Annotated in this window: 21 protein-coding genes and 1 tRNA gene; 1 reads left to right on the top strand and 21 read right to left on the bottom strand. The window is 59.2% G+C overall.

Annotated features, from left to right (window positions below; all coding sequences use genetic code 11):
* Positions 1 to 34: 34 nt before the first annotated feature.
* The 12 genes from rpsC to rpsL all read right to left on the bottom strand — a co-directional run bounded on the left by rpsC (position 35) and on the right by rpsL (position 8,818).
* Entirely contained in the window at positions 35 to 760 is a 726-nt protein-coding gene (gene rpsC, locus HGP12_RS28630; protein WP_034507390.1) for a 30S ribosomal protein S3, read from the bottom strand.
* The gene (gene rplV, locus HGP12_RS28635; RefSeq protein WP_004118391.1) at positions 760 to 1,149 is read right to left on the bottom strand and encodes a 50S ribosomal protein L22; all 390 of its coding nucleotides are present in this window, start codon (positions 1,147 to 1,149) and stop codon (positions 760 to 762) included. The genes rpsC and rplV overlap by 1 nt, the downstream gene beginning before the upstream one ends.
* A 2-nt stretch (positions 1,150 to 1,151) precedes the next feature.
* Positions 1,152 to 1,430: a 30S ribosomal protein S19 gene (rpsS, locus tag HGP12_RS28640; RefSeq protein WP_015339602.1), complete on the bottom strand. Its 279-nt coding sequence runs from the start codon at positions 1,428 to 1,430 to the stop codon at positions 1,152 to 1,154.
* Between the two features lie 15 nt (positions 1,431 to 1,445).
* Positions 1,446 to 2,282, bottom strand: coding sequence for a 50S ribosomal protein L2 (rplB, locus tag HGP12_RS28645; RefSeq protein WP_168842814.1), 837 nt, complete (start codon positions 2,280 to 2,282; stop codon positions 1,446 to 1,448).
* Between the two features lie 11 nt (positions 2,283 to 2,293).
* Positions 2,294 to 2,587: a 50S ribosomal protein L23 gene (locus HGP12_RS28650; protein WP_015339600.1), complete on the bottom strand. Its 294-nt coding sequence runs from the start codon at positions 2,585 to 2,587 to the stop codon at positions 2,294 to 2,296.
* Positions 2,584 to 3,204, bottom strand: coding sequence for a 50S ribosomal protein L4 (gene rplD, locus HGP12_RS28655; RefSeq protein ID WP_168842813.1), 621 nt, complete (start codon positions 3,202 to 3,204; stop codon positions 2,584 to 2,586). The genes HGP12_RS28650 and rplD overlap by 4 nt, the downstream gene beginning before the upstream one ends.
* Before the next feature lie 13 nt (positions 3,205 to 3,217).
* Positions 3,218 to 3,859 carry a 50S ribosomal protein L3 gene (gene rplC / locus HGP12_RS28660; protein WP_028753974.1) on the bottom strand — a complete coding sequence of 214 codons (642 nt, stop codon included), beginning with the start codon at positions 3,857 to 3,859 and terminating at the stop codon, positions 3,218 to 3,220.
* A 37-nt stretch (positions 3,860 to 3,896) separates the two neighbouring features.
* Entirely contained in the window at positions 3,897 to 4,205 is a 309-nt protein-coding gene (gene rpsJ, locus HGP12_RS28665) for a 30S ribosomal protein S10 (RefSeq protein WP_003547547.1), read from the bottom strand.
* Positions 4,206 to 4,523: 318 nt separating this feature from the next.
* Positions 4,524 to 5,699, bottom strand: coding sequence for an elongation factor Tu (tuf, locus tag HGP12_RS28670; RefSeq protein WP_168842804.1), 1,176 nt, complete (start codon positions 5,697 to 5,699; stop codon positions 4,524 to 4,526).
* Positions 5,700 to 5,766: 67 nt separating this feature from the next.
* A complete protein-coding gene (fusA, locus tag HGP12_RS28675; RefSeq protein WP_168842812.1) occupies positions 5,767 to 7,866 on the bottom strand; it encodes an elongation factor G in 2,100 nt (699 codons plus the stop codon).
* Between the two features lie 30 nt (positions 7,867 to 7,896).
* The gene (rpsG, locus tag HGP12_RS28680) at positions 7,897 to 8,367 is read right to left on the bottom strand and encodes a 30S ribosomal protein S7 (protein ID WP_034513449.1); all 471 of its coding nucleotides are present in this window, start codon (positions 8,365 to 8,367) and stop codon (positions 7,897 to 7,899) included.
* A gap of 79 nt (positions 8,368 to 8,446) precedes the next feature.
* Positions 8,447 to 8,818, bottom strand: coding sequence for a 30S ribosomal protein S12 (rpsL, locus tag HGP12_RS28685; protein ID WP_003507760.1), 372 nt, complete (start codon positions 8,816 to 8,818; stop codon positions 8,447 to 8,449).
* A gap of 506 nt (positions 8,819 to 9,324) precedes the next feature.
* On the opposite strand from rpsL, the gene HGP12_RS28690 reads away from it, so the two are divergent.
* Entirely contained in the window at positions 9,325 to 9,618 is a 294-nt protein-coding gene (locus HGP12_RS28690; protein ID WP_004123433.1) for a hypothetical protein, read from the top strand.
* Between the two features lie 121 nt (positions 9,619 to 9,739).
* Here HGP12_RS28690 and rpoC read toward each other — a convergent pair whose 3' ends face one another.
* The 9 genes from rpoC to HGP12_RS28735 form a co-directional block, all read right to left on the bottom strand.
* Positions 9,740 to 13,948, bottom strand: a complete 4,209-nt coding sequence (rpoC, locus tag HGP12_RS28695; RefSeq protein ID WP_168842811.1) for a DNA-directed RNA polymerase subunit beta' — start codon at positions 13,946 to 13,948, stop codon at positions 9,740 to 9,742.
* Positions 13,949 to 14,122: 174 nt separating this feature from the next.
* On the bottom strand, positions 14,123 to 18,265 hold the full coding sequence (rpoB, locus tag HGP12_RS28700; protein WP_168842810.1) for a DNA-directed RNA polymerase subunit beta: 4,143 nt from the start codon (positions 18,263 to 18,265) through the stop codon (positions 14,123 to 14,125).
* A 263-nt stretch (positions 18,266 to 18,528) separates the two neighbouring features.
* Positions 18,529 to 18,909, bottom strand: coding sequence for a 50S ribosomal protein L7/L12 (rplL, locus tag HGP12_RS28705; RefSeq protein ID WP_112803993.1), 381 nt, complete (start codon positions 18,907 to 18,909; stop codon positions 18,529 to 18,531).
* 58 nt (positions 18,910 to 18,967) lie between these two features.
* Positions 18,968 to 19,486 carry a 50S ribosomal protein L10 gene (gene rplJ / locus HGP12_RS28710; protein WP_004123444.1) on the bottom strand — a complete coding sequence of 173 codons (519 nt, stop codon included), beginning with the start codon at positions 19,484 to 19,486 and terminating at the stop codon, positions 18,968 to 18,970.
* Positions 19,487 to 19,817: 331 nt separating this feature from the next.
* Positions 19,818 to 20,516 (bottom strand): 50S ribosomal protein L1, encoded by a 699-nt coding sequence (rplA, locus tag HGP12_RS28715; RefSeq protein ID WP_168842809.1) that lies wholly within the window; start codon positions 20,514 to 20,516, stop codon positions 19,818 to 19,820.
* 4 nt (positions 20,517 to 20,520) lie between these two features.
* A complete protein-coding gene (gene rplK, locus HGP12_RS28720) occupies positions 20,521 to 20,952 on the bottom strand; it encodes a 50S ribosomal protein L11 (protein ID WP_168842808.1) in 432 nt (143 codons plus the stop codon).
* A 214-nt stretch (positions 20,953 to 21,166) separates the two neighbouring features.
* Positions 21,167 to 21,697 (bottom strand): transcription termination/antitermination protein NusG, encoded by a 531-nt coding sequence (nusG, locus tag HGP12_RS28725; RefSeq protein WP_004123460.1) that lies wholly within the window; start codon positions 21,695 to 21,697, stop codon positions 21,167 to 21,169.
* Between the two features lie 18 nt (positions 21,698 to 21,715).
* The gene (secE, locus tag HGP12_RS28730; protein ID WP_112341906.1) at positions 21,716 to 21,916 is read right to left on the bottom strand and encodes a preprotein translocase subunit SecE; all 201 of its coding nucleotides are present in this window, start codon (positions 21,914 to 21,916) and stop codon (positions 21,716 to 21,718) included.
* 195 nt (positions 21,917 to 22,111) lie between these two features.
* Positions 22,112 to 22,187, bottom strand: a tRNA-Trp gene (locus tag HGP12_RS28735).
* Positions 22,188 to 22,363 lie beyond the last annotated feature (176 nt).

Consider the following 22,363-nt stretch of genomic DNA (forward strand, 5'->3'; position numbering starts at 1 on the left):
CTCTATTCTCCGAACTTATCTGCCACGCACGCTATCAAGCGTTGTCGCGGCGACGGTCTCTATCGCGATCGCGGCTAGCCGGACCCTGGGCGTCGCCTTCCATTGCGCGGCGTTCGGAGGCCATCGGATCGTGTTCAAGGATTTCGCCCTTGAAGATCCAGACCTTGATGCCGCAGATGCCGAAAGCGGTTTCTGCTTCAGCCGTACCGTAGTCGATGTCGGCGCGCAGCGTATGCAGCGGCACGCGGCCTTCGCGGTACCATTCCGTACGAGCGATTTCCGCGCCGCCGAGACGGCCGGCGCAGGTGATCTTGATGCCTTCGGCGCCAAGACGCATCGCGGACTGAACGGCGCGCTTCATGGCGCGACGGAAAGCAACACGGCGTTCCAGCTGCTGAGCGATCGACTGGGCGACCAGCGTCGCGTCGATTTCCGGCTTGCGCACTTCAACGATGTTGAGGTGCGTTTCGGAATTCGTCATGTCCGACAGCTTCTTGCGGAGCTTGTCGATGTCAGCGCCCTTCTTGCCGATGATCAGGCCCGGACGAGCCGAGTGGATCGTAACGCGGCACTTCTTGTGCGGACGCTCGATGACCACCTTGGAGATACCGGCCTGCTTCAGTTCGTTCATGACGAACTTGCGCATCTTCAGATCTTCGTGGAGGAGCTGGCCATACTCGGCATTGTCCGCAAACCAGCGGCTATCCCAAGTGCGGTTGATGCCGAGACGAAAACCGATCGGATTGATTTTCTGACCCATTATGCGGCCTCCCCTTGAGCTTCAACTTCACGGACGACGATCGTCAGGTGCGCGAACGGACGCTCGATACGAGACGCGCGACCGCGGCCACGAGCGTGAAAACGCTTCATGACGATCGACTTGCCGACGTAAGCTTCCGCTACGACCAGCGAGTCAACGTCGAGATCGTGGTTGTTTTCTGCATTGGCGATCGCAGATTCAAGAGTCTTCTTCACGGCGCCAGCGATGCGCTTGCGCGAGAATTCCAGCTCTGCGAGAGCACGATCAACCTTCTTGCCACGGATCGAAGCCGCGACCAGGTTGAGCTTCTGCGGGCTGACACGGAGCGTGCGCGCAACTGCCTGCGCCTCATTGTCCTTCAGCCGGCGTTCGGTTTTTGCCTTGCCCATTGTTACTTCCTCTTCGCCTTCTTGTCCGCACCGTGACCATAATAGGTACGGGTCGGGGCGAACTCGCCGAACTTGTGGCCGACCATGTCTTCATTGACGCTGACCGGAATGTGCTTGCTGCCGTTGTAGACGCCGAAGGTGAGACCAACGAACTGCGGCATGATCGTGGAGCGGCGGCTCCACATCTTGATTATTTCATTGCGTCCGCCTTCGCGCACCTTCTCAGCCTTCTTGAGAAGATAGCCGTCAACAAACGGACCTTTCCATACTGAACGAGCCACTTGAGACTTCCTCTCTTACTTCTTGCGCTGATGGCGCGAGCGCATGATCATCTTGTCGGTCGACTTGTTCGACCGCGTACGCTTACCCTTGGTCGGCTTGCCCCATGGGGTCACCGGATGGCGACCACCGGAGGTGCGGCCTTCACCACCGCCGTGCGGATGGTCGACCGGGTTCATGACAACGCCGCGGTTATGCGGCTTCTTGCCACGCCAACGCGAACGACCGGCCTTACCGTCGTTGATGTTGCCGTGATCCGGGTTCGAAACCGCACCGATCGAGGCAAGGCAGGTGCCGTGCACGAGGCGCTGTTCGCCTGAGTTCAGACGAAGGATCGCCATACCCTGGTCGCGGCCGACGAGCTGAGCGTAGGAACCGGCGGAGCGAGCGATCTGACCACCCTTGCCCGGCTTCATTTCCACATTGTGGATGATGGAGCCGACCGGGATGAACTGAAGCGGCATGGCGTTGCCAGGCTTCACGTCAACTGCCTTTTCCGAAGCGATGACCTTGTCGCCGGCAGCGAGGCGCTGCGGAGCGAGGATATAGGCCAGTTCGCCGTCCGTGTACTTCACCAGAGCGATGTAAGCGGTACGGTTCGGATCGTATTCGATGCGCTCGACGGTCGCGTCCACGTCGAACTTGCGACGCTTGAAGTCCACCAGGCGATAGGTGCGCTTGTGACCGCCACCCTGGAAACGCACGGTGATGCGGCCGGTGTTGTTGCGGCCGCCCTTAGAGGTCAGGCCTTCCGTCAGCGTCTTGACCGGCTTGCCCTTGTAGAGGGAGGAGCGATCGACGATGACCAGCTGACGCTGGCTCGGGGTCGTCGGATTGAATGTTTTCAATGCCATTTTCTTATTCCTCAGAGACCGGTGGAGACGTCGATCGACTGGCCTTCGGCAAGCGTCACAACAGCCTTCTTCACGTCCTTCTGCTTGCCGACGAGACCCTTGAACCGCTTGGTCTTGCCGAGGCGCAGCAGAGTGTTAACGGCCGTAACCTTGACGCCGAAGAGCGCTTCGACGGCAGCCTTGATTTCAGGCTTCGTCGCGGTCTTGGCAACGTTGAAAACAACCTGGTTGTTGTCCGAAAGTAGCGTGGACTTTTCGGTGATCGCAGGAGAAACGATCACATCGTAATGGCGAAGATCCGTCACTTGAATCGCTCCTCTAGAGCTTCAACTGCAGCCTTGGACAGCACGAGCTTGCCGCGGCGCAGGATGTCGTAAACGTTGATGCCCTGAACCGGCAGAACATCGATGTTCGGAATGTTCTGGGCTGCGAGCTTGAAGTTGCTGTCGAGCTCAGCGCCGCCGATGAACAGAGCGTTCGTCAGGCCGAGCGTCTCGAAAGCGCCAGCGAGTGCCTTGGTCTTGGCTTCGGTTGCGACGAGATTGTCGATGACGATCACGTCTTCAGCCTTGAACTTAGCCGAGAGAGCATGACGCAGGCCGAGGGCGCGAACCTTCTTCGGCAGATCATGTTCATGGCTGCGGGCGACAGGGCCGTGAGCCTTACCACCGCCGCGGAACTGCGGAGCACGAGCCGAATGGTGACGAGCGCGGCCCGTACCCTTCTGCTTGTACATCTTGGCGCCGGTACGCGAAACATCCGCGCGGCCCTTTGCCTGGTGCGTGCCCTGCTGCTTCTTGGCAAGCTGCCAGCGAATGACGCGGGCAAGAATGTCTTCACGCGGCTCAAGGCCGAAAATCGCGTCAGAAAGGGAAACCTTCCCAGCGTCTTTGCCCTCGAGGGTCTTGACGTTCAATTCCATTGGTTTGGCTCCCTTACTTCGCTGCCGACTTGACGGCGTCGCGCACGATGATCCAGGCACCCTTGGAGCCGGGAACCGCGCCCTTGACGAGGATCAGACCGCGATCTTCATCGGTCGAAACCACTTCAAGGTTCTGCGTCGTCACGCGCGTCTGGCCCATGTGACCAGCCATCTTCTTGTTCTTGAACACCTTGCCCGGATCCTGGCGCGAGCCGGTCGAACCGTGCGAGCGGTGCGAAACCGACACACCGTGCGTGGCGCGCAGACCGCCGAAACCGTGGCGCTTGATGGCGCCGGCAAAGCCCTTACCGATCGTCGTGCCGGTCACGTCGACGAGCTGGCCCGCCGTGAAGTGAGCAGCCTTCAGTTCGGTGCCGACTTCGAGCAGGTTGTCGTCCGTAACACGGAATTCAACGAGCTTGGCCTTCGGCTCAACGCTTGCGACGGCGAAATGACCGCGCAGGGCCTTCGTCGTGTTCTTAACCTTAGCCTGGCCGGCACCCAGCTGAACTGCGGTGTAGCCATTCTTTTCAACTGTGCGCTGGGCTACGACCTGGCAGCCATCCAAACGCAATACCGTTACCGGGACATGCTCGCCAGCGTCGTTATAGACGCGGGTCATTCCCACCTTCTGTGCAATCACACCTGAACGCATCGGTTCAATCCTTCTCACTCAGCTCGAGAACCAGGTCTCAGAGCTTGATCTCAACATCGACACCGGCGGCGAGATCGAGCTTCATCAGCGCGTCTACCGTCTGCGGGGTCGGATCAACGATGTCGAGGAGGCGCTTATGCGTGCGCATCTCGAACTGCTCGCGGCTCTTCTTGTCGATGTGCGGGGACCGGTTAACCGTGAACTTCTCGATACGAGTCGGAAGCGGAACGGGGCCCCGGACGCTAGCACCGGTGCGCTTCGCCGTCGACACGATCTCGCGCGTGGAAGCATCGAGAATCCGGTGATCGAACGCCTTCAGGCGAATGCGGATATTTTGGCCGTTCATTCGACGTTATCCTTGTGTTTTGTTATCTCGCGTGCCGCTCAAAAAAGGGCACGGATTGTTCTTTTTCCTAAGGCGGATCACCGGTTTCAAAGATCGAGAGGAACGCCGGCTGCGGCATCCCCATCCACTCTTCAGACCTTTCGGCCCACCTTCATTGTTAATCGCATTGGCCGCTTCGTTATCCGAAGCAGAGCTCAAATCGCGCTCGCGCGCCATTTGCAACATTTCCATGTCATAAGCAAGCGACTACTGCCGCTTGCTTCATATTATTGTCATCGTCCTCGAATCGGCCACTCGGGTGGAGTGGCCGCCTTCGAATTACTCGACGATGGAGGCGACGATGCCTGCGCCGACGGTACGGCCGCCTTCGCGGATGGCGAAGCGAAGCTTTTCTTCCATCGCGATCGGAACGATCAGCTCAACGGCAACGGTGACGTTGTCGCCAGGCATAACCATTTCCGTGCCTTCCGGAAGCGTCACGATGCCGGTCACATCCGTCGTGCGGAAGTAGAACTGCGGACGGTAGTTCGTGAAGAACGGCGTATGACGGCCACCTTCTTCCTTCGTCAGGATGTAGGCTTCGGCCATGAACTTCTTGTGCGGCTTGACAGAGCCAGGCTTGCACAGGATCTGGCCACGCTCGACGCCGTCACGGTTCACACCACGAACCAGCGCGCCGATGTTGTCGCCTGCCTGGCCCTGATCGAGCAGCTTGCGGAACATTTCAACGCCGGTCACCGTCGTCTTCGACGTCGGGCGGATGCCGACGATCTCGACTTCTTCGCCAACCTTGACGATACCGCGCTCGACGCGGCCCGTCACAACCGTACCACGGCCAGAGATCGAGAACACGTCTTCGATCGGCATCAGGAACGGCTGGTCGATCGGACGCTCTGGCGTCGGGATGTAGGCGTCAACCTGAGCCATCAGCTCGCGGATCGCGTCTTCGCCGATCTTCTTGTCCGAATCTTCAAGAGCGGCAAGCGCCGAACCCTTGACGACCGGAATGTCGTCGCCCGGGAAGTCGTAGGACGACAGAAGCTCGCGAACTTCAAGCTCGACCAGCTCGAGAAGCTCAGCGTCGTCAACCTGGTCGACCTTGTTCAGGAACACCACGATCGCCGGAACGCCAACCTGGCGGGCAAGCAGGATGTGCTCGCGCGTCTGCGGCATCGGGCCGTCGGCAGCCGAGCAAACCAGGATCGCGCCGTCCATCTGTGCGGCACCGGTGATCATGTTCTTCACATAGTCGGCGTGGCCGGGGCAGTCGACGTGCGCATAGTGGCGAGCAGGCGTCTCGTACTCGACGTGTGCCGTCGAGATCGTGATGCCGCGTGCCTTTTCTTCCGGTGCGGCGTCGATCTGGTCGTACGCCTTGAACTCGCCGAAGTACTTCGTGATCGCTGCCGTCAAGGACGTCTTGCCGTGGTCAACGTGCCCGATCGTCCCGATGTTAACGTGCGGCTTATTGCGCTCAAACTTACTCTTTGCCATTTTCGGCTCTCCGTTTTTCCTGTCCCCTGGGGGATCAATTCTTGTTATCGGTCAATTGGTATTCCGGTCACTTTTGACCGGAATACTTTGCCTGGATTTCCTGTGCGACGTTCGACGGAACCGGCGCATAATGATCGAAGGTCATCGTGTACTGTGCACGGCCCTGAGACATCGAGCGCAGGTTATCGACGTACTTGAACATGTTCGCCAGCGGGACGTTCGCGTTGATGACAACGGCGATACCGCGGCTTTCCTGGCCCTGGATCTGGCCACGACGCGAGTTCAGGTCACCGATGACGTCGCCGACGTAATCTTCCGGCGTTACGACTTCGACCTTCATCATCGGCTCGAGGAGCTGAGCACCGGCTTCGCGGGCTGCTTCACGGAAGCAAGCGCGGGAAGCGATTTCGAAGGCCAGAACCGACGAGTCAACATCGTGGAAGGCACCGTCGATGAGCGTCGCCTTGACGCCGAGCATCGGGAAGCCAGCCAGCGGGCCCGAAGACAGAACGCTTTCGATACCCTTCTGAACGCCCGGGATGTATTCCTTCGGAACAGAACCGCCGACGATCTTGGACTCGAACTTGAAGTCGTCGCCGTCCGGGTTCGGTTCGAACACGATCTTGACGCGAGCGAACTGACCGGTACCACCCGACTGCTTCTTGTGGGTGTAGTCCTTTTCCGTCTGACGCGTAATGGTTTCGCGGTAAGCAACCTGCGGCGCACCGACGGTCGCTTCAACCTTGAATTCACGACGCATGCGGTCGACGATGATGTCGAGGTGAAGTTCACCCATGCCGGCAATGATCGTCTGGCCAGATTCCTGGTCGGTCTTGACGCGGAAGGACGGATCTTCTGCAGCCAGGCGGTTGAGCGCGAGGCCCATCTTTTCCTGGTCGCCCTTGGTCTTCGGCTCGATCGCGATCTGGATGACCGGCTCGGGGAATTCCATGCGCTCGAGGATAACCGGCTTCAGCGGGTCGCAGAGCGTATCGCCAGTGGTCGTTTCCTTGAGGCCGGCCAGAGCGACGATGTCGCCAGCGAAGGCTTCTTCGATGTCTTCACGCGAGTTGGAGTGCATCTGCAGCATGCGGCCGACGCGCTCGCGCTTGTCCTTGACCGTGTTCATGACCGACGCGCCCTTCTCGAGCTTGCCGGAGTAGATGCGGGCGAAGGTCAGCGAACCGACGAAGGGGTCGTTCATGATCTTGAATGCCAGCATGGACAACGGCTCGCTGTCGTCGGCGTGACGTTCGATTTCGGCTTCCGTCTTGAAGTCGATGCCCTTGATCGCCGGAATGTCGAGCGGCGACGGCAGGTAATCGACGACGGCGTCGAGAAGCGGCTGAACACCCTTGTTCTTGAAGGCGGTGCCGCAGAACATCGGATGGAACTTGACGTCGATCGTGCCGCGACGGACGAGTGCGCGGATCTGATCGTTATCAGGCAGGTTGCCTTCGAGGTAGGCTTCAGTCGCGGCTTCGTCGATCTCGACAACGGTCTCGATCAGCTTTTCGCGGTATTCGGCAGCCTTGGCCTTCATGTCTTCCGGGATTTCAACGACGTCCCACTGAGCGCCGAGCGACTCGTCGCGCCAGATGAGAGCATTCATCTCGATCAGGTCGATGACGCCCTTGAACTCGGTTTCTGCACCGATCGGCAGCTGCATGACAACAGCGGTAGCACCAAGGCGGGTCTTGATCATCTCGACCGAGCGATAGAAATCGGCGCCGGTCTTATCCATCTTGTTGCAGAAGATCATCCGCGGGACATTGTACTTCTCAGCCTGACGCCAGACGGTTTCCGTCTGCGGCTCAACGCCGGCGTTGGCGTCGAGCAGCGCGATGGCACCGTCGAGAACGCGCAGGGAACGCTCGACTTCGATGGTGAAGTCGACGTGGCCGGGAGTGTCGATGATGTTGAAGCGGCGGGTCTTGCCGTCGCGGCCCTTCCAGTAGGTCGTGGTCGCAGCAGAGGTGATCGTAATGCCACGCTCCTGCTCCTGCTCCATCCAGTCCATCGTGGCCGCACCGTCGTGCACTTCGCCGATCTTGTGCGACTTGCCGGTGTAGTAAAGAATACGCTCGGTGGTCGTGGTCTTGCCGGCGTCGATATGCGCCATGATACCGAAATTGCGGTAGTCTTCGATTTTATATTCGCGAGCCATTGTGGACTGCCTTTCCGAAACCGTTCGGGATTACCAGCGATAATGCGAGAACGCACGGTTGGCATCAGCCATCTTGTGCGTGTCTTCGCGCTTCTTGACGGCGGCGCCGCGGTTGTTGGAGGCATCGAGAAGTTCGCCGCTGAGGCGATCGACCATGGTGGTTTCGTTGCGCTTGCGAGCAGCAGCGATCAGCCAGCGGATGGCCAGAGCCTGACGGCGCTCCGGACGAACATCGACCGGAACCTGGTAGGTAGCACCACCAACACGACGCGAACGAACTTCAACGTGCGGAGCGATGTTATCCAAAGCCTGATGGAACACGCCGAGCGGCTCCTGCTTTGCCTTGCCCTGCACGGCGTCGAATGCGCCGTATACGATGTTTTCAGCCACGGACTTTTTGCCGTCGAGCATGATGGCATTCATGAACTTGGTGACGACCAGATCGCCGAACTTCGGGTCCGGGTTGATCTCGCGCTTTTCTGCTCTGTGACGTCTGGACATGTACTTCTCGTCTCTCAACTATTGGCGGCGCTTCACCACGCGGAGAACCTCGCGCAGCACCGGATTACCTGAAACCGAATTACTTCGGACGCTTCGCACCGTACTTGGAACGGCGCTGCTTGCGGTTCTTGACACCCTGGGTATCGAGAACGCCGCGGATGATGTGATAACGGACACCCGGAAGGTCCTTGACGCGGCCGCCACGGATCATGACGACAGAGTGTTCCTGAAGGTTGTGACCTTCACCGGGAATGTAACCAATGACTTCAAAGCCGTTGGTCAGACGGATCTTTGCGACCTTACGCAGAGCCGAGTTCGGCTTCTTCGGCGTCGTCGTGTAGACGCGGGTGCAAACGCCGCGCTTCTGCGGGTTCTCCTGGAGAGCGGGAACCTTATTACGCTTTACCTGTGCCTGACGAGGCTTGCGGATCAGCTGGTTTACGGTAGGCATTCAACCATCCCTTGTAAATCTATCTCGACACCCTTACGGGCTTCACTTTCGCCGTCACCGGCAACGACACACGTTCGTCTCAATGCGCAAAACGTGGCCCGATCCGCTTTCGCAGATGGACCACAGAAAAGCAGAGGACGCTGTAATAGCGTCTTGCGTGCAGCATTCGTGTCTTCAACGTGCGTTTAGAACCTTGTTTGAGGTGAACTCCAGAGCGCGTCGCTCCGAACAGCCATGCCTCACATGGGTCCCGATGGCGGCGGTACTACTGGTTTCCCGCCGTTTCGTCAAGGCCGGTTAAGAAATTATCTTTGTCACAAAGGCCTGAAAGGCCGGGAAAACCAGCCATTTGAGGCTTTGGATACGGAAATGCCGCCTGTTCGGCAAGATCGACTTTGGTATTTCGTTAAAATCCCTATAAGGAATCACGGAAAGACAATTCCATCCGACGCCCGTGCAACCACAGGGAATCGCCGGGTCGATTCGACACTCCCGAAGGAAGACACATGATTACTGCGCCAGATAACGACAACAATTCCGACGGCCCCATGGTCTTCATCATCATCGGCAAGGGCTATGAAACCGATGGCGGCGAAGGCATCGATCTGCATGTCATGCTGAAGGCACCCGACGACGATACCGCCGTGCGCGAGGCGCTGAACGCGCTTGCCGAGGAAGGCTTCATCGAGGCCGACCTCGACCAGATCGGTCTGCTGACGGACATACCGGATGAGGAGCCGCACGCCTCCGCCTATCAGGGCGCACTCGAAGGCGAAGTCGCGATCATCCGCTTCCGCTGACGCGCCGGCTGTCGCCGCCCTCTGTGGAGGCGACCCGCCCTCGCCTATCGACTTTACACCATGCAAAAAGAAACCGCCCGGATCGCTCCGGGCGGTTTTGATTTTTTCAATGCCGTGCCGCTTACTCGGCCGGAGTGTTCTCGCTTGCGAGATCCTGCAGCATCGGCGTTGCGACGTTGGCACCCGTGCCCTTGCGACGCTCTTCCAGGATGAGCTCGTCGCGCGCCGTGGCGATACGGCGGATCTGCGTCATGGTACCGCCGGTACCGGCCGGGATGAGGCGGCCGACGATGACGTTTTCCTTCAGACCCTGCAGGCCGTCGGTCTTGCCGGCGATTGCAGCTTCGGTCAGCACCTTCGTCGTTTCCTGGAAGGATGCGGCCGAAATGAAGGACGGCGTCTGCAGCGATGCCTTGGTGATGCCGAGCAGAACCGGATCGCCATAAGCGGGCTTCTTGCCTTCTTCGATCAGACGGTCGTTGGCATCGTCCAGCTCGATACGATCGACGTTGTCGCCGACGATGTACTGGCTGTCGCCTGCATCGGTGATCTCCACCTTCTGCAGCATCTGACGGACAATCACTTCGATATGCTTGTCGTTGATGACAACGCCCTGCAAGCGGTAGACTTCCTGGATTTCGTTGACCAGGTAGGAAGCCAGAGCTTCCACGCCCTTGATCGCCAGAATGTCGTGCGGTGCCGGGTTACCGTCGAGGATGTAGTCACCCTTTTCGATATAGTCGCCTTCCTGAAGGTGGAAGGGCTTGCCCTTCGGGATCAGGTATTCGACCGGCTCGACACCGTCTTCCGCCGGCTCGATGATGACGCGACGCTTGTTCTTGTAGTCGCGGCCGAGGCGGATCGTACCATCGATTTCAGCGATGATGGCGTGATCCTTCGGACGACGAGCCTCGAACAATTCGGCAACACGCGGCAGACCACCGGTGATGTCCTTCGTCTTGGCACTTTCCAGCGGCGAACGGGCGAGAACGTCACCCTGCGACACCTTCGTGCCCGGCTCGACGGACAGGATCGCTTCGACAGAGAGCAGGAAGCGGGCTTCACCGCCACGCGACAGCTTGGCAACATTACCGCTAGCGTCCTTGATGACGATCGCCGGCTTGAGATCCGAGCCGCGCGGCGTCGAGCGCCAGTCGATAACCTGACGCTTGGTGATGCCGGTGGACTCGTCGGTCGCTTCGAGAACCGAGAGACCGTCGACAACGTCTTCGAAGTGAACCGTACCGGCCACTTCCGTCATCATCGGACGGGTATAGGGGTCCCATTCCGCCAGACGCTGACCGCGCTTCACCTTGTCGCCTTCGTCGACATAAATCTTGGAGCCGTAGGCGACACGCTGCGAAGAGCGTTCGACACCACGTTCGTCCAGGATCTGAACCGTCATGTTGCGGCCCATGGCAACGAGGTTGCCTTCGGAGTTGCGCAGCATGTTGCGGTTCTTGATCTGGACCGTGCCCTCGTAAGAGGCTTCCAGGAACGACTGGTCGACCACGGTCGCCGTGCCGCCCAAGTGGAAGGTACGCATAGTCAGCTGCGTGCCCGGCTCACCGATCGACTGTGCGGCGATGACGCCGACAGCTTCACCGATGTTGACAGGCGTACCGCGAGCAAGGTCACGGCCGTAGCAGACCGAGCAGACGCCCGTCTGGATTTCGCAGGTCAGCGCCGAACGGATGCGGATCGACTGGATACCAGCCTTCTCGATCTCGATGACATCTGGCTCCAGGATCATCTTGCCGGCGTCGACGATGCGCTCACCCGTGACCGGATGATCGATGTCGTCCAGGGCCGTGCGGCCGAGGATACGGGCACCGAGCGAGGCGACGACCTGACCGGCATCGACGATGGCGGTCATGGTGAGGCCGTTCTCGGTGCCGCAATCGACGTGCGTGACGATGCAATCCTGCGCGACGTCGACGAGACGGCGGGTCAGGTAACCGGAGTTCGCGGTCTTCAAGGCGGTGTCGGCCAGACCCTTACGGGCACCGTGGGTCGAGTTGAAGTACTCGTTAACGGTCAAGCCTTCCTTGAAGTTCGAGATGATCGGCGTCTCGATGATTTCGCCCGACGGCTTGGCCATGAGGCCGCGCATGCCGCCCAGCTGACGCATCTGGTTCGGTGAACCACGAGCACCCGAGTGGCTCATCATGTAGATCGAGTTCATCGGCTTCTGGCGACCGGTCTTTTCGTCGAATTCAACGGCCTTAATGCGGGCCATCATTTCTTCGGCGACCTTTTCCGTGGCCTTGCCCCAGGCGTCCACGACCTTGTTGTACTTCTCGCCCTGGGTGATCAGGCCGTCGTTGTACTGCTGCTCGTATTCCTTCACGAGTGCTTCGGTATCGCCGACGATCTTAACCTTGGTATCCGGGATGACCATGTCGTCCTTGCCGAACGAAATGCCGGCGCGGCAGGCATGAGAGAAGCCAAGCTGCATGATGCGGTCGCAGAAAATGACCGTGTCCTTCTGGCCGCAATGACGGTAGACCGTGTCGATCATCTTGGAGATGTTCTTCTTGGTCATTTCCTGGTTGCAGATGTCGAAGGTCACCTTGCCGTGCTTCGGCAGCAGTTCGCCGATCAACAGGCGGCCAGGCGTCGTCTCATAGATCTTCGAATAGGGCTTGCCCTCTTCGTCGACCGACTTGAAGCGGCCGCGGATCTTGGAGTGCAGCGTCACGACCTTGTTTTCGAGGGCGTGATGCAGCTCGCCGAGATCGGAGAAGGCCATGCCTTCGCCCGGTTCGTTCTGGTTCAGGATCGACAGGTAGTACAGGCCGAGAACCATGTCCTGCGAGGGAACGATGATCGGCGCGCCGTTTGCCGGATGCAGAATGTTGTTGGTCGACATCATCAGCACGCGGGCTTCAAGCTGGGCTTCCAGCGAGAGCGGCACGTGAACAGCCATCTGGTCGCCGTCGAAGTCGGCGTTGAAGGCCGTGCAGACGAGCGGATGCAGCTGGATCGCCTTGCCTTCGACCAGCATGGGTTCGAAGGCCTGGATGCCCAGGCGGTGCAACGTCGGCGCGCGGTTCAGGAGAACCGGATGCTCGCGGATGACCTCGTCGAGGATATCCCACACTTCCGGCTTTTCCTTTTCGACCAGCTTCTTGGCCTGCTTGACGGTCGAGGAATAACCCTTGGCGTCGAGACGGGCGTAGATGAACGGCTTGAACAGCTCGAGCGCCATCTTCTTCGGCAGGCCGCACTGATGCAGCTTCAGCTCCGGACCGGTCACGATGACCGAACGGCCGGAATAGTCGACGCGCTTACCGAGCAGGTTCTGACGGAAGCGGCCCTGCTTGCCCTTGAGCATGTCGGACAGCGACTTCAGCGGGCGCTTGTTAGCGCCGGTGATGACGCGGCCACGGCGGCCGTTGTCGAACAGCGCATCGACAGATTCCTGCAACATGCGCTTTTCGTTGCGGATGATGATGCCCGGAGCGCGCAGTTCGATGAGGCGCTTCAGACGATTGTTACGGTTGATGACGCGGCGATACAGATCGTTCAGATCCGAAGTCGCGAAACGGCCGCCATCGAGCGGAACCAGCGGACGCAGGTCCGGCGGGATGACCGGGACGACCTTCATGATCATCCATTCCGGACGGTTGCCCGATTCCATGAAGTTCTCGACGATCTTCAGGCGCTTCATCAGCTTCTTCTGCTTGAGATCCGACGTGGTGTCGGCAAGCTCGGAACGCAGGTCGCCGGCGATCTTTTCGAGGTTCATGCTGGCCAGCATCTCGTAGATCGCTTCAGCGCCGATCATGGCGGTGAACTGGTCTTCGCCATACTCGTCGACGGCGAGCATGTACTCTTCTTCCGAGAGAAGCTGGTGCTCCTTGAGGGCGGTCAGGCCCGGCTCGGTGACGATATAGTTTTCGAAGTAGAGAACGCGCTCGACATCCTTCAGCGTCATGTCGAGCAGTGTCGAAATACGCGAAGGCAGCGACTTCAGGAACCAGATGTGGGCAACGGGAGCGGCGAGCTCGATATGGCCCATGCGCTCACGGCGAACGCGCGACAGCGTGACTTCGACGCCGCACTTTTCGCAGATGATGCCCTTGTACTTCATGCGCTTGTACTTGCCGCACAGGCACTCGTAGTCCTTGATCGGCCCGAAGATGCGCGCGCAGAAGAGACCATCGCGTTCTGGCTTGAACGTACGATAGTTGATCGTCTCCGGCTTCTTGATCTCGCCATAAGACCAGGAAAGAATCTTCTCCGGCGACGCAATCGAAATCCGGATGGAATCGAAATTCTGCGCAGGCATCTGCGGATTGAAAAGATTCATGACCTCTTGGTTCATGCCTATCTCCTTTAGGGGCGAAACGCCCTCGAATTGCGAACAGTGCCGGCAAATCCCGGGAGCCGGCCTGACGCTTTAAAACCGCCTTGCGGCGCCATGCATCCGAAGGGACGTCGACGGCGCTGCAATATTCCAACGGTGCGCGCTGACCAACAGCGCGCACCCGACAGGTTATTACTCGGCTGCGTCCGGAAGCTGGCTTGCCGTCTGCAGATCGTCGACCTTGGAATTTTCCAGTTCGACGCTGAGGCCCAGCGAGCGCATTTCCTTGACGAGAACGTTGAAGCTTTCCGGAATGCCCGCCTCGAAGGTGTCGTCGCCACGAACGATGGCTTCGTAGACCTTGGTGCGGCCGGCCACGTCGTCCGACTTGACCGTGAGCATTTCCTGCAGCGTGTAGGCTGCACCGTAAGCTTCCAGCGCCCAGACTTCCATTTCGCCGAAGCGCTGACCGCCGAACTGCGCCTTACCGCCCAGCGGCTGCTGGGTAACGAGCGAGTACGGACCGATCGAACGGGCGTGGATCTTGTCGTCGACAAGGTGGTTCAGCTTCAGCATGTAGATGTAGCCAACCGTGACCTGGCGGTCGAACTGCTCGCCGGTACGACCGTCATACAGCGTCGACTGACCCGTCTGCTTGAGACCTGCCATTTCCAGCATCTCGTTGACGTCTGCTTCGCCGGCGCCATCGAAGACCGGGGTCGCGATGGACACGCCACGCTTCCACTGGTCTGCCAGACGCAGAACCGACGCATCGTCATACTCGTGCACGTCGTCGCTCTTCGGACCGTCACCGACGACCATGTCGATCGTCTTGCGCAGAGGCTCGATGTTGCCACTTGCCTTGTAGGCTTCGATCAGCTCACCGATCTGGCGACCCATGCCGGCGCAAGCCCAGCCAAGGTGCGTTTCGAGAATCTGACCAACGTTCATGCGCGAGGGAACGCCCAGCGGGTTCAGCACGATATCGACATGCGTGCCGTCTTCCAGGAACGGCATGTCTTCAACCGGAACAATGCGCGAGACCACGCCCTTGTTCCCGTGACGGCCGGCCATCTTGTCGCCCGGCTGGATCTTGCGCTTCACCGCAACGAAGACCTTGACCATCTTCATGACGCCCGGAGGCATTTCGTCGCCGCGCTGGACCTTCTCGACCTTGTCCATGAAGCGCTGTTCAAGACGCGACTTGGATTCGTCGTACTGGCCACGCAGGGCTTCGAGTTCGCCCTGGATCTTCTCGTCTTCGACGGCGAACATCCACCACTGCGAACGGGGATACTCCGAAACGACGGCGTTCGACAGCTCGGTGCCCTTCTTGAAGCCCTTCGGACCAGCAAGAGCGACCTGACCACGCAGCATCTCGACCAGGCGGCCGTAGACGTTACGGTCGAGGATCGCCTGCTCGTCGTCGCGGTCCTTGGCGAGACGCTCGATTTCCTCGCGCTCGATCGCCATAGCACGTTCGTCTTTTTCGACGCCGTGGCGGTTGAAAACGCGAACTTCGACGACCGTACCGTAGGTGCCGGGCGGCATGCGCATGGAGGTGTCGCGAACGTCGGACGCCTTTTCACCGAAGATGGCGCGCAGGAGCTTTTCTTCCGGCGTCATCGGGCTTTCGCCCTTCGGCGTGATCTTGCCAACGAGGATGTCGCCCGGCTGAACTTCAGCGCCGATGTAAACGATGCCTGCTTCGTCCAGGTTCTTCAGCGCTTCTTCCGAAACGTTCGGAATATCGCGGGTGATTTCTTCCGGACCGAGCTTGGTGTCACGCGCCATCACTTCGAATTCTTCGATGTGAATGGAGGTGAACACATCGTCGGCAACGATACGCTCGGAGAGCAGGATCGAGTCTTCGTAGTTGTAGCCGTTCCACGGCATGAACGCGACGAGCACGTTACGGCCGAGCGCGAGATCGCCGAGGTCCGTCGACGGGCCGTCCGCCAGGATGTCGCCCCGGTTGACTACGTCACCGACGGTAACCAGCGGACGCTGGTTGACGCAGGTGTTCTGGTTCGAACGCTGGAACTTCATCAGGCGATAGATATCGACGCCGGACTTCGACGGATCGAGGTCTTCGGTGGCGCGGATAACGATACGCGTTGCGTCGACCTGGTCGACCACGCCGCCGCGGCGGGCGCCGATGGCAGCACCAGAGTCACGCGCGACGACCGGCTCCATGCCTGTGCCGACGAACGGGGCTTCGGCACGCAGAAGCGGCACGGCCTGACGCTGCATGTTCGAGCCCATGAGAGCGCGGTTGGCGTCGTCGTTTTCCAGGAACGGGATCAGAGCGGCTGCGACCGAAACGAGCTGCTTCGGCGAGACGTCCATCAGGTTGATGTTGTCGCGCGGAGCGAGCATGACTTCGCCGGCATGACGGCAAACGACGAATTCTTCGATGAAGGAGCCGTCGGTGTCGAGCTCGGCGTTGGCCTGAGCAACGTAGTACTTCGCCTCTTCCATCGCGGAGAGGTAGAGCACGTCGTTGGTCACCTTACCGTCGATGATGCGGCGATAAGGGCTTTCGATGAAGCCGTACTTGTTGACGCGGGCAAAGGTCGCCAGCGAGTTGATCAGACCGATGTTCGGGCCTTCCGGCGTTTCGATCGGGCAAATACGACCGTAGTGCGTCGGATGCACGTCGCGGACTTCGAAGCCGGCGCGCTCGCGGGTCAGACCGCCCGGGCCAAGAGCCGAAAGACGGCGCTTGTGGGTGATTTCCGAAAGCGGATTCACCTGGTCCATGAACTGCGACAGCTGCGAGGAGCCGAAGAATTCGCGCACGGCGGCGGCGGCCGGCTTGGCGTTGATCAAATCCTGCGGCATGACCGTGTCGATTTCGATCGAGGACATACGTTCCTTGATCGCACGCTCCATGCGCAGCAGGCCCAGACGATACTGGTTTTCCATCAGCTCGCCGACCGAACGGACGCGGCGGTTGCCGAGGTTGTCGATGTCGTCGATCTCGCCCTTGCCGTCACGCAGCTCAACCAGCATCTTGACCACGGCCAGGATGTCGTCCTTGCGCAGGGTGCGAACGGTATCTTCGACGTCGAGATCGAGGCGCATGTTCATCTTCACGCGGCCGACGGCGGAGAGGTCGTAACGCTCCGCATCGAAGAACAGCGAATTGAACATGGCTTCGCCCGACTCCATAGTCGGCGGCTCACCCGGACGCATTACGCGGTAGATGTCGAACAGAGCGTCCTGACGGTTCTCGTTCTTGTCCGCAGACAGCGTGTTGCGGATGTAGGCGCCGACGTTGATGTGGTCGATGCCGAGAATCGGGATTTCGTCGAAGCCAGCCTTCAGAATGACCGGCAGGGTCTTTTCGTCGATTTCGTCGCCGGCTTCAAGATAGATCTCACCGGTCTGGACGTTGACGATGTCTTCCGCCAGGAAGAGGCCGTAAAGCTCTTCGTCCGTCGCCTTGAGGGCCTTGAGGCCCTTGTCCTGCAGCTGACGCAGCAGGCGCGGGGTGAGCTTCTTGCCGCCTTCGACCACGACTTCGCCGGTGTCGGCGTCGATCATGTCGGTAACGGTCTTGGCGCCCTTCAGCGTTTCCGCCTTGAAGGGAATGCGCCAGCCATCGCCGGAGCGCTCGTAGAGCGACTTTGTGTAGAAGGTCGACAGGATTTCTTCGCCGTCCATGCCGAGGGCCATAAGGAGCGACGTCACCGGAATCTTGCGGCGACGGTCGATACGGGCATAGACGATGTCCTTGGCGTCGAATTCGATGTCGAGCCAGGAACCGCGATACGGGATGACGCGCGCGGCGAAGAGCAGCTTGCCGGACGAATGGCTCTTGCCCTTGTCGTGATCGAAGAAGACGCCCGGCGAACGGTGCATCTGGGACACGATAACGCGTTCGGTGCCGTTCACGACGAACGTACCGTTGTTCGTCATGAGCGGCATATCGCCCATGTAGACGCTTTGTTCCTTGATGTCCTTGATGGACTTCGCGCCCGTATCCTCGTCGATATCGAACACGATCAGACGGAGGGTCACCTTCAGCGGCGCGGCATAGGTCAGGTCGCGCTGGCGGCACTCATCGACGTCGAACTTCGGCGGCTCGAACTCATAGGAAACGAACTCCAGCATGGAAGCGCCGGAGAAATCGGTAATCGGGAAAACCGACTTGAAGACAGCCTGAAGACCTTCGTCCGGGCGGCCGCCCTTCGGTTCTTCGACCATGAGAAACTGATCGTAGGACGCCTTTTGAACCTCGATGAGGTTCGGCATCTCTGCGACTTCGGGAATCTTACCAAAAAACTTGCGTACGCGCCTGCGACCGTTGAACGAAAGGGTCTGAGCCATCGTCGCTCCTTTAAAATCCTGCACCCGGGCCTGCAACGGATGGGAATCGCTGGCCAGGCGACCCCATCAATCAATGAGTAATTCAATCTCGTCTATTTAACCGAAAACCGCTCAGCCGGATTGCGTCGCGGTTCGGTTTGAGACCATCCTCTTGAAGAACCCATTACCCAAAAGCCGTTTTGCCCGCGGCTTTTGGGTAATTCGTTCAGAAAAACGGCGAATGGGAGGCGGCAAAAAGCCACCTCCCAAAAGCAGTTTCAAGCTTACTTAACGTCGACCTTAGCGCCGGCGTCTTCGAGCTTCTTCTTGATGTCAGCGGCTTCAGCCTTGGAAACGGCTTCCTTGACAGCCTTCGGAGCGGCTTCAACGAGGTCCTTGGCTTCCTTGAGGCCCAGGCCGGTGATGGCGCGGACTTCCTTGATGACGTTGATCTTGTTCGCGCCGGCATCCGTGAGGATGACGTCGAACTCGGTCTTTTCTTCTTCAACGGCAGCAGCAGCGCCAGCACCACCGGCAACGGCAGCAACAGCTACCGGAGCAGCGGCGGAAACGCCCCACTTTTCTTCGAGAAGCTTGGACAGTTCTGCGGCTTCGAGAACGGTCAGCGAGGAGAGGTCGTCTACGATCTTTGCGAGATCAGCCATTTTTGTAGTTCCTTTTGTTCGGTTCGAACTGGTTGGTTATGAACAGCGAAAAACCGCCTTACGCGGCTTCGTCCTTCTTGGCGTAAGCCGAGAACACGCGAGCAAGCTGACTTGCCGGCGCTGCAACAACACCTGCGATGCGGGTAGCCGGAGTCTGGATCATGCCCAGCAGCTTCGCGCGCAGCTCGTCCAGCGAAGGCAGGGTCGCGAGCGACTTTACACCTTCGGCGTTGAGCGTTGTTGTTCCCATGGCGCCGCCCAGAACAACGATCTTATCGTTGCCCTTGGCGAAATCCACGACGACCTTCGGAGCGGTAATCGGATCAGTGCTGTATGCGATCAGCGTCTGACCGGTGAAGAGATTGGAAATCCCTTCCGCATCCGTGCCCTGAAGAGCAATTTTGGCCAGGCGGTTCTTCGCGACTTTGACGGTGCCGCCAGCAGCGCGCATCTTGGAACGAAAATCGTTCATCTGAGCGACTGTAGCACCAGCATAGTGCGCCACGACAACCGAACCCGAAGCCTTGAAGACTTCGTTCAGTTCCGTGACGAATTCGCGTTTTTCCGCTCTTTCCACTGCTTTTCTCCAGTTGACAGGACCGGGTTAACGGGCCTGCCGGGTTGCCTTTTGCCTCCTGGGATCAATGTAGATCCCAAGCGACGCTTGAGGATCCTGTCCCCTCGCGCTCGAGCCGAACGGCTCCAAGGCACAAGGCATCCAAGGCTCGAACCGAGTTCATCGAAGCGATGCTTCTTCAAAATTCGGGTCTTACCCGTCTCATGCAGGCTTAAGTGATTAAGGGATAACCACCTGCAATCTCGGACAGGAATTCCGGATTTCTCCGGAAATCCCGGCCCCGAAAGGCCGGGAATTCTTAAAAGCCGGACTTACCGCCCGGCAAAACCAATCAGGCGACCGGCGCCGTGACGGAGGACAGCTCGATCTTGACGCCCGGACCCATGGTCGAGGAGATCGCTACGCGCTTGACGTAGTTGCCCTTGGCGCCAGCCGGCTTCGCCTTGATGACGGCGTCGGCGAAGGCGCGGATGTTTTCTTCCAGAGCCTTGGCGTCGAAGGAAGCCTTGCCGATACCGGCATGGACGATACCAGCCTTCTCGACACGGAACTCGACGGCGCCGCCCTTGGATGCCTCAACGGCAGACTTGACGTCCATCGTAACGGTACCGACCTTCGGGTTCGGCATCATGCCGCGCGGGCCGAGAACCTTACCGAGGCGGCCGACGAGCGGCATCATGTCCGGGGTGGCGATGCAGCGATCGAAATCGATCTTGCCGCCCTGAACGATTTCGACCAGGTCTTCGGCGCCGACGATGTCTGCGCCGGCAGCCTTGGCTTCGTCAGCCTTGGCGCCGCGAGCGAAGACGGCAACACGAACCGTACGGCCGGTGCCGTTCGGCAGGTTGACGACGCCGCGAACCATCTGGTCGGCGTGACGCGGGTCAACACCGAGGTTCATCGAGATTTCGACGGTTTCGTCGAACTTGGCGATGGCACGTTCCTTGACCATGCCGATGGCCAGATCCAGAGCGTAGAGCTTGGTCGGATCGACGCCTTCACGAATCTTCTGAATACGCTTAGCTACCATGGTCTTAACCTACCACTTCCAGGCCCATGGCGCGGGCGGAGCCCTCGATCATGGCCATTGCGCCTTCGATATCGGCGGCGTTCAGATCCTTCATCTTGGCTTCGGCGATTGCCTTGACCTGAGCCCTGCTCAGGGTGCCAGCCTTGGCGCCCTTGCCCGGGGTCTTGGAGCCGGACTGGATCTTCGCTTCCTTCTTCAGGAAGTAGCTGACCGGCGGCTGCTTCATGATGAAGGTGAAGGACTTGTCCTGGTAGTAGGTGATGACGACCGGGATCGGCATACCCTTTTCCATTTCCTGCGTGGCGGCATTGAACGCCTTGCAGAATTCCATGATGTTAATGCCACGCTGACCAAGCGCAGGACCGATCGGCGGCGACGGATTCGCCGAGCCGGCCTTAACCTGCAGCTTGAGCTGGCCTGCAACTTTCTTAGCCATTTCTCTCTGCCTTTCTACTTGACCGGTTGCCCGGCCGACTAATGCCGGATCGCTCCGGCGGCTGCGGTTGCGTGGTGCGGATGACCAGGCCCGGCTAAGACCCTACCCTTCCACGCGGATTGCGGCTTCGCCGCGAGATATAAGTAAGCAATTACTCATATCCAAACTCGAACGAAAGGCCAGCAGCCAAGCCGGCCCCTCGCAAAGGATACAATCAAACTTTTTCGACCTGACTGTATTCCAGCTCGACCGGCGTAGCGCGGCCGAAAATCGACACTTCCACCTTCAGGCGCGAACGCTCTTCGTCCACATCCTGAACCGTGCCGTTGAACGAAGCGAACGGACCATCGGAAACGCGGACCTGCTCGCCAATCTCGAAGGATACGGAAGCCTTCGGCCGCTCGACGCCTTCCTGAACCTGACCGAGAATGCGCTCAGCTTCATAATCCGGAATCGGAACAGGCTTATTGTCGGAGCCGAGGAAGCCAGTCACCTTCGGCGTGTTCTTGATCAGGTGGTAGGCTTCGTCCGTCAGATTGGCGCGCACCAGCACGTAACCCGGGAAGAACTTGCGCTCGCTATCGACCTTGCGGCCGCGGCGCACCTCAACGACCTTCTCGGTCGGCACAAGAATCTTCTCGAACAGATGCTCGAGACCCTTCTGCCTGGCCTTCTCCTCAATGGATTCAGCCACTTTCTTTTCGAAATTAGAATAAGCGTGGACGATGTACCAACGTGCCGCCATGTTCATCTCCACCCGATATCAATTGCCGGTATTCAACACGTAGCCGAGAATCCAGCCAATGAGCTGGTCGGCAGCGAAGAAAAACAGCGAGGCGAAAACAACCATGACAAGCACCATCACCGTCGAGATCATGGTCTCGCGGCGTGAAGGCCAAGTAATTTTCGACGTCTCGGAGCGCACCTGCTGCAGAAACGCTAGTGGATTCGTTTTGGATGCCATTGACTGCCCACGCAATTACGGCGCGTAAAGCTGAACATATCAGCCCCACGCACCGCGTGTCTGTTGAACCCTACATAAACACCGATTCCCGATTTAACAAGAGGCAATACGGTGTTTTCTAAAATTTGCCGCCGGTTCGGCATAATCCTCAACCCGAGAAGCAGCGAAAAGACGCGCCAGTCAAATCAAGGAAAATGGCAGGGGCAGCAGGGCTCGAACCTACGACCTGCGGTTTTGGAGACCGCCGCTCTACCAACTGAGCTATACCCCTTCTTCCTTCGACTATTCGCTTCAAGCGGTGGACCGCCCGAGCAGTTCGAAGACATGGCGCTCCCTTTAAGGCGGGACGAAACGATTGGCAAGAGCGTTTTTTGTTTTTTCCCAATCGAACCCGCAGCTTCGCGCAGAGCACGTCCGCACCGCCGGACGTACCGCGAAGGGGAAGCC

The sequence above is a fragment of the Rhizobium sp. P28RR-XV genome, assembly GCF_012641385.1.
Lineage (GTDB): Bacteria > Pseudomonadota > Alphaproteobacteria > Rhizobiales > Rhizobiaceae > Rhizobium.

Excerpts from the sequence above, each read along its gene's own strand:
- rpsC (WP_034507390.1), bottom strand. The coding sequence starts at position 760 with ATGGGTCAGAAAATCAATCCGATCGGTTTTCGTCTCGGCATCAACCGC.
- rplV (WP_004118391.1), bottom strand. The coding sequence starts at position 1,149 with ATGGGCAAGGCAAAAACCGAACGCCGGCTGAAGGACAATGAGGCGCAG.
- rplB (WP_168842814.1), bottom strand. The coding sequence starts at position 2,282 with ATGGCATTGAAAACATTCAATCCGACGACCCCGAGCCAGCGTCAGCTG.
- rplD (WP_168842813.1), bottom strand. The coding sequence starts at position 3,204 with ATGGAATTGAACGTCAAGACCCTCGAGGGCAAAGACGCTGGGAAGGTT.
- rplC (WP_028753974.1), bottom strand. The coding sequence starts at position 3,859 with ATGCGTTCAGGTGTGATTGCACAGAAGGTGGGAATGACCCGCGTCTAT.
- rpsJ (WP_003547547.1), bottom strand. The coding sequence starts at position 4,205 with ATGAACGGCCAAAATATCCGCATTCGCCTGAAGGCGTTCGATCACCGG.
- tuf (WP_168842804.1), bottom strand. The coding sequence starts at position 5,699 with ATGGCAAAGAGTAAGTTTGAGCGCAATAAGCCGCACGTTAACATCGGG.
- fusA (WP_168842812.1), bottom strand. The coding sequence starts at position 7,866 with ATGGCTCGCGAATATAAAATCGAAGACTACCGCAATTTCGGTATCATG.
- rpsG (WP_034513449.1), bottom strand. The coding sequence starts at position 8,367 with ATGTCCAGACGTCACAGAGCAGAAAAGCGCGAGATCAACCCGGACCCG.
- rpsL (WP_003507760.1), bottom strand. The coding sequence starts at position 8,818 with ATGCCTACCGTAAACCAGCTGATCCGCAAGCCTCGTCAGGCACAGGTA.
- HGP12_RS28690 (WP_004123433.1), top strand. The coding sequence starts at position 9,325 with ATGATTACTGCGCCAGATAACGACAACAATTCCGACGGCCCCATGGTC.
- rpoC (WP_168842811.1), bottom strand. The coding sequence starts at position 13,948 with ATGAACCAAGAGGTCATGAATCTTTTCAATCCGCAGATGCCTGCGCAG.
- rpoB (WP_168842810.1), bottom strand. The coding sequence starts at position 18,265 with ATGGCTCAGACCCTTTCGTTCAACGGTCGCAGGCGCGTACGCAAGTTT.
- rplL (WP_112803993.1), bottom strand. The coding sequence starts at position 18,909 with ATGGCTGATCTCGCAAAGATCGTAGACGACCTCTCCTCGCTGACCGTT.
- rplA (WP_168842809.1), bottom strand. The coding sequence starts at position 20,516 with ATGGTAGCTAAGCGTATTCAGAAGATTCGTGAAGGCGTCGATCCGACC.
- rplK (WP_168842808.1), bottom strand. The coding sequence starts at position 20,952 with ATGGCTAAGAAAGTTGCAGGCCAGCTCAAGCTGCAGGTTAAGGCCGGC.
- nusG (WP_004123460.1), bottom strand. The coding sequence starts at position 21,697 with ATGGCGGCACGTTGGTACATCGTCCACGCTTATTCTAATTTCGAAAAG.
- secE (WP_112341906.1), bottom strand. The coding sequence starts at position 21,916 with ATGGCATCCAAAACGAATCCACTAGCGTTTCTGCAGCAGGTGCGCTCC.